The sequence below is a fragment of the Candidatus Aquicultor sp. genome, assembly GCF_054640775.1.
This window is the reverse complement of the sequence record NZ_JBTSLF010000208.1, coordinates 1-4111: the sequence shown is the minus strand read 5'-3', so window position 1 is coordinate 4111 and position 4111 is coordinate 1. Positions and strand designations below refer to the sequence as shown.

4 protein-coding genes are annotated in these 4111 nt (G+C 34.6%); all 4 read right to left on the bottom strand.

Translation table 11 applies throughout. The features are described 5' to 3' along the window. Positions 1 to 27 precede the first annotated feature (27 nt). On the bottom strand, positions 28 to 528 hold the full coding sequence (locus ACYC56_RS12815; RefSeq protein ID WP_461374567.1) for a hypothetical protein: 501 nt from the start codon (positions 526 to 528) through the stop codon (positions 28 to 30). 51 nt (positions 529 to 579) lie between these two features. Beyond that, a complete protein-coding gene (locus tag ACYC56_RS12810) occupies positions 580 to 1398 on the bottom strand; it encodes a hypothetical protein (protein WP_461374566.1) in 819 nt (272 codons plus the stop codon). A 90-nt stretch (positions 1399 to 1488) separates the two neighbouring features. Next, the gene (locus ACYC56_RS12805; RefSeq protein ID WP_461374565.1) at positions 1489 to 3102 is read right to left on the bottom strand and encodes a PKD domain-containing protein; all 1614 of its coding nucleotides are present in this window, start codon (positions 3100 to 3102) and stop codon (positions 1489 to 1491) included. A gap of 5 nt (positions 3103 to 3107) precedes the next feature. Next, positions 3108 to 4111 (bottom strand): T9SS type A sorting domain-containing protein (locus ACYC56_RS12800; protein ID WP_461374564.1); only part of this gene is annotated, 1004 nt, incomplete at its 5' end.

Below are 4111 nucleotides of genomic sequence, written 5' to 3'. Positions count from 1 at the left end.
CGTTTTATTTTTTTAGGGGGCAAATAATTAAATAAAAATACCGCTTTTGGCTGAGGGAAGCAAAAAGTTAAACCTCTTTTTGTTTTTTTGACCTTGAAAAGATTTGTTATTAAAAAAACAAAATGTGGTTAAACTTGTGTGCAGGGGAGCTTCAGCTTTTGTGGTTAATATCGTTGTCAAGTTGCAGTACGTGTCAAGATGGTAGGAGTATAAAGAGAGTTTATTAATTGTAGTACTTGTCATATTGCAGGCTGTGTCAAGTTGGCAGATTGTTTTCTTTGTTTTAATGGTATTTTTGCCAAATTTGTCAAATACAGTACGAGATTTATCAGTTACAGTGCAAGAACTATCGGCGACAGTGCAAGATTTATCGGTGACAGTGCCAAATCTATCGGCGACAGTGAAAGAACTATCGGTGACAGTGCCAAAACTATCGGCGACAGTCAAAGAACTATCAACGACAGTGTCAATTCTAACTGCAACAGTCAAAGAACTATCAACAACAGCAGGAGTTTTATCAGCAACCATGCAAGAACTATCAGCGACTGTGCAAGAACTATCAGTTACAGTGCCTGTTTTTCAGAATTTATACCTTCTAAATTGCAAGCCGCTTATTTGTTTATACTGTGGGCTTTTAGCTCCGAAAACGGATTTAACGTATTTTTTAACTTCCAGAGCTATGTCAACAAGACCAGTAGGGCGTTGATAAAGTGCAATGTTTCTTGATAACAACGCATTGTTATATGTTGTCTCTGCATTTATTACTGCGGTATTGGTTGTTTTAAGAGTTGTAAGCAATGTGTTTAATGAAGTTACTTTTAATTCATTTTCATTAGGCACATATAATGGCTCGGCTGTAACAGTTTGTATAAGCTTGGCGAAATGATCCATTAAGCTGTCGAAACCCTGTTGTGAGGTTGAAATTCTGTGTTTTGAGATTTCGTTAACAATGTCGGGAGCAGAGGCATTTGATTCAGTTGTTGTGTTTACAGAATTTGTACCACCTGCTGTATTATCGGCTGATTTGGTGGTTGATGAAATAAATGCATCTAATGCGTGAGTACGAACACCCTGTATTTTGCGATTAATAGTTCTTGCATCGTCAACTGTTTGTTTAGCTGCATCGGTTGAGTCGAGGGAATTAATAATACGTGTGCAAAGTGTTTTGAGAGGTTTAAAAACAATTTCGCGAGCATTGGTTGCATTGTCGTGAGCAGTTTCAGAAACTTTATCGGCTTGTAATAAATTTCTTCCGGTGGTTAACAATGTTTGCAATGCAGCAATTTTAAGACTTGCTTTTGACGGATTATAGGCGGTTCCGTAGCCCGTGCAACGTGAGATTAAATCTTCGAGGTTTGCAACATTTTTGTCGTGTCCTGTTTCTGATGTGCTTTTCATAACTATTAGTTTAAATGGTTAATACTAATATGTTAACGAAAAGAAATTATAAAAATTATAATTAACATAAAGAAAAACAAATAACAACGACTATTTTTTTACAACTTTCTCTGCAAATACCTGTTTCCCCTCAACAACAAGACTTACTAATGAAAGTCCATTTGACCAAAGATTTGCTGATATTTCGATTTTATTAAATCCTTTTTGTAAAGGGTATTTATCTTGTAAACTACCACTATTACTATAAGCACGAATTTCAGAAGAGGTAGCATTTGGAATAGTTAATTCGATTGTTATATCACCATTTGTAGGGTTTGGATAAAGTTTAAAATTCAGTCTTTCTTTTGAATATTCTTCTAATCTGGTACCATGTACAACTGTAATTGTTTTTTGTGCCGTGTCAATACATGTTCCATAGGGGCCCCAAGGATAATTTACAATTACAGAAACATTGTAAGTACCAGCAACATTATAATAATGATTTGGTGTTTGCCCTGTTCCTGTATCTCCATCTCCAAAATTCCATTGCCACGTAGCAGCACTTTGTATGTTATTATAGAATTGAATATTTACAGAGTCTGAATAATAAAAAGTATTGGAAACACCATTTGGTGTTGTTAGTGAATTCATAGATGCAATAATAGGTTGAAGAAACTTACAGTTGGTATCCCATGGTGCTGAATATGCGGCAATTCCTATGACTGAATCATTTCCAACCATGAAATACCCCCCTCCAACATATAGCTTTTCTTTATAAACTTTAAGAGCTTCTAAACCCCATAATGGGCCTGTTACTTGATACCATTGATTCCCGTCCCAGCGAATAAGAACAGTATCATTTGGACCACCTAAACCACCATATCCACCAACATATAATTGACCGTGATACATTTCTATACAGGTTTTACCAGTGCCATAAGGTGTTCCAACACTATCCAGTTCAAATCCGTTCCATTTGGCAACAGTAAAAGCATCTTTTACTCCAATATTGCTAAATATCCCACTTAAATATAAAAAATTATTAATCGTATCAACCACAATTGCATTTACATCAGAATTAACTCCAATTCCTAAAGAATCCCATGTAGAATTATTCCATCTGGCGATACAGTTAACTGGTAATGTTCCAGCCATACACACTTCACCTCCTACAAATAAATCATTTTTAAAATTAACTAACGCTTGAGCTCTTGGATAATTGCCACAACCTTGCAAGCCACCACCTACAGATGACCAGTTTGTTCCATTCCATTTAGCTATACCTTTGGTATTTACTCCACCAATATTCCAGAATCTCCCAGATACATAAACTTCTCCGTTAAAAACTGCAAGATCCTTAATATATGAACCAATTATTCCACTACCTAAAGCCACCCACTGTGTTCCATTCCATTTGGCAATGCCTTTAGACCCTGCACCTTGAATTGAAGAAAAATTACCACCAACATAGAGTTCATTATTATATTCTAAGAAACAATATGGATAACCTGAAGCACTATCAACAGGTGTCCATAAACTTCCATCCCATTTGGCAATGCAAATAAATGGAGACGATGAATAACCGCCTCCAAAATAAAGCTCATCCTGAAATATTCCTAACGCTGAACAACCACCAGCAACTCCTATTCCTACTTGATTCCATACCTGTGCGAAAAGAAAAAAAGTAAAAAGTGAGAAGTTGAAAGTGAAAAGTATTTTTTTCATTACTATTATTTATTAAGAATAATTAATTTGCCTTCTTCTATCAATACATCATTTACCGAAAAACGATACATATAAATACTGCTCTCAAAATTTTTAACAGAAATATTAATCTGTTCCTCTGTTGAAGATAGAGTATAAGAAGCAACCTTATTGCCTATCACTGAAAATATTTCTAATAGACCGTTTTCTTGAGCAGATAAACTATAATGTAATTCAACATTTTCGCTTGCAGGATTAGGATAAATACTAAACTTTGTTAGTGAATTTGTTAAGCCTGTATTATTTGCATTATTACTTGCCATTCTTGCACTATTCATCTGTGGAATTTCTTCATCGTAACGTTCGTTATACACAAGCAGTAAAATTGCTCTTGCATTAGTACGTGCAAGACATGAAGTATTCATTGTTGCTATTTGTCTAACTATCTGCTCCTGTAAACTGTCCATTTCAAAAACTGATTTTTCCTCTGTTGCAAGATTAATTAACATATTATTTATATTAATAAATGCCTGTTCATCAAAGGTGGAATTTGGAAGAGAATTAAGTTTTAATGAAGCTAAAGCTAAATTGTTATCGGCAATATAAAGACCAGTAAGCAACTGGTTTGCATAATCGGTATGTTCATTTTCTAGTAAATTAGTCAAATTATTAAGCGAATCATTTTGAGCATAATAACTAATTGTCTGACTAAGTGTTTGTGCTCTTTCGTTTTCTATTGTACCTATATCACGAAGTATAGAGGTTAATGTTCTGAAACCTGGATTATATCCTTGCATAATTTTAATTTGATTTGCTATTCCAGTTGGAATAGTATTAAGTTTTTGAAGAAGTGCATTGTTTACTGTATCTGATGAAGGTAAATTCGGCGTTAAAGCTTCTTTGAAAATACCTGGAGGAGTTGATGTTTGCCTGTTTATAAATGCCAAAAGCACTTCATCACTTAGTGGAGAATTGTTTATTAACAAGTCCTTTAATTGACCTGAAGGTGTGTTACTACTTATTGCTGAAA

What these genes read in the sequence shown, in the direction of transcription:
- ACYC56_RS12815 (WP_461374567.1), bottom strand. Translation starts at nt 528, where the DNA reads ATGGTTGCTGATAAAACTCCTGCTGTTGTTGATAGTTCTTTGACTGTT.
- ACYC56_RS12810 (WP_461374566.1), bottom strand. Translation starts at nt 1,398, where the DNA reads ATGAAAAGCACATCAGAAACAGGACACGACAAAAATGTTGCAAACCTC.
- ACYC56_RS12805 (WP_461374565.1), bottom strand. Translation starts at nt 3,102, where the DNA reads ATGAAAAAAATACTTTTCACTTTCAACTTCTCACTTTTTACTTTTTTT.